This window comes from Streptomyces sp. WAC04114 (assembly GCF_019733245.1).
In the GTDB taxonomy this organism is placed as follows: domain Bacteria; phylum Actinomycetota; class Actinomycetes; order Streptomycetales; family Streptomycetaceae; genus Streptomyces; species Streptomyces massasporeus_A.
Genome location: NZ_JAIGQA010000345.1, coordinates 1 through 2,232, shown reverse-complemented (window position 1 = coordinate 2,232; position 2,232 = coordinate 1). Strand labels below are relative to the sequence as shown.

2 protein-coding genes and 1 rRNA gene are annotated in these 2,232 nt (G+C 70.5%); 2 read left to right on the top strand and 1 reads right to left on the bottom strand.

Translation table 11 applies throughout. The annotated features are described in order from the left end of the window. Positions 1-128 precede the first annotated feature (128 nt). Positions 129-1,373 (top strand): sensor histidine kinase, encoded by a 1,245-nt coding sequence (locus tag K4G64_RS39035; protein ID WP_221760584.1) that lies wholly within the window; start codon positions 129-131, stop codon positions 1,371-1,373. Beyond that, positions 1,370-2,041: a response regulator transcription factor gene (locus K4G64_RS39030; protein WP_221760583.1), complete on the top strand. Its 672-nt coding sequence runs from the start codon at positions 1,370-1,372 to the stop codon at positions 2,039-2,041. Before K4G64_RS39035 ends, K4G64_RS39030 begins: the two co-directional genes overlap by 4 nt. Before the next feature lie 64 nt (positions 2,042-2,105). Here the strand turns inward: K4G64_RS39030 and rrf are convergent. Continuing rightward, a 5S ribosomal RNA gene (gene rrf / locus K4G64_RS39025) occupies positions 2,106-2,222 on the bottom strand. Positions 2,223-2,232 lie beyond the last annotated feature (10 nt).

Sequence of the window (2,232 nt, the reverse complement as noted above, 5' to 3'; positions counted from 1 at the left end):
CCCCACCCCCGCACACGCGAGCATCGAAGCATGCCGCCGGCACACGAACCGCCCCACCACCACGCCGACGTGGACGACGCCGTCCGCCCCCGCGCAGACACGTGCCGCCCGGCACCGGATCCCGCACGATGGACCCCGTGACGGACAACCGGGCGCCGGAGCCCCTCACCGAATACGCCCAGCGCCTCGCCCACCGGGTGCGCGCCTTCGACCGACGCCGCCCCCTCGTGTGGGACCTGCCCTTCACCGGCTTCTGGGTGACGGCCGCCCTGATCGACTACACCGGCGGTGGCTGGCGCAACAACGCCCACCAACTCGACGTCCCCGGCTGGCTGCTCCTCCCCCTGAGCCTCGGCCTCTCGGTCCCGCTCCTCTGGCGCCGCACCCACCCCGGAACGGCCCTGGCCGCCATGGCGCCCTTCGCCCTCCTCAACGCCTGGACAGGCGCCGCCCTGCAGGCCGCCCTGCTCCAACTGGTCCTCGTCTACCACCTCGCCCTGCGCCGCCCCCTGCGCGACCTGTGGTGGGCGACATCCCTGGTGATCGGCCCGGTCCTCCTGTCGGCCTTCCGCCAAGGAGAGGGCACGTGGGACCAGCAGATCGGCTCACACCTGATGTCCGTCACCGTGGCCGCCCTCATCGGCGTCACGGTCCGTACCCGCCGCACCTACACCGAGGCCCTGGAGGACCGCGCCCGCCGCCTGGAGACCGAACGCGACCAGCAGGCCCAGCTCGCGACGGCAGCCGAACGCGCTCGCATCGCCCGCGAGATGCACGACATCATCGGACACAACCTCTCCGTCATCACCGGCCTCGCCGACGGCGGCCGTTACGCCGCCGCCAAGTCCCCCGAACGCGCGGCCCAGGCCCTCGACGCCATCGCCACCACCAGCCGCCAGGCCCTGACCGAACTCCGCCGCCTCCTCGACGTCCTGCGCGAGGAAGAGAAGCAACAAGCCGACCTCACCCCCCAGCCCGGTCTCACCGACCTCCACCAGCTCCTCGACGGCGTACGCTCCGCCGGCCTCCCCGTCAGCACCACCACCCACGGCAGCCCGAGCCTCCCCCCGGGCCGCCAACTCACCGTCTACCGCGTCATCCAGGAAGCCCTCACCAACACCCTCAAGCACGGCGGCCCCGACGCCACCGCCCGCATAGAGCTCTCCTACGAGGAGAAGGCCGCGGTCACCGTCACGATCACGGACACCGGCCACGGCAGCGCCACCGAAGGAACCTCCCGGAGTGGCCGCGGGCTGCCCGGAATGCGCGAGCGAACCGCCCTGTACGGCGGCACACTTGAGGCCGGCCCTTGCCCCCACCCGGAGCAGGGCTGGCGCGTCCGCCTACGTCTCCCGGAGGAATCCCCGCAGTGACCACGGTCCTGATAGCCGACGACCAGCCCCTCCAGCGCTTCGGCTCCCGCATGCTGCTGGAGAGCCAGGACGACATGACGGTCGTCGGCGAGGCGGCGAATGGCAGCGAAGCGGTCCGCATGACCGCCGAGCTCCATCCCGATGTCGTCCTCATGGACATCCGCATGCCCGGCCTCGACGGCATCGAGGCGACCCGCCGCATCACCGCCGCCGGCGACCGCACCCGCATCCTGATCGTCACCACCTTCGACCTGGACGAGTACGCCTACGCCGGCCTCCGCGCGGGCGCCTCCGGCTTCCTCGTCAAGGACGCCCAGCCCGAGGAACTCCTGGCCGGCATCCGCGCGGTCGCCACGGGCGACGCGGTCGTCGCCCCCAGCCTGACCCGCCGCCTCCTGGACGCTTACGTCCACCATCTCCCGACCGACCCCACGGCACAGGAAGGGACACCGGAGGACGCCCGCCTCTCGTCCCTCACCGACCGGGAACGCGAGATCCTCACGGTCATCGGCCAGGGCTGGACCAACACGGAGATCGCCACACGCCTCCACCTGGCCGAGTCGACGGTGAAGACCCACGTGGGCCGCATCCTGGCGAAGACCGGTTCCCGGGACCGCGTTCAGGCGGTCATCCTGGCGTACGACACAAAACTGGTGCAGCCGTCCTGAATGAATTCGACCCTGAACGCAGAAAACCCCCGCATCCGAAGATGCGGGGGTTTTCCCAAAAATTGTTCGGCGGCGTCCTACTCTCCCACAGGGTCCCCCCTGCAGTACCATCGGCGCTGTAAGGCTTAGCTTCCGGGTTCGGAATGTAACCGGGCGTTTCCCCTACGCTATAACCACCGAAACACTATGAA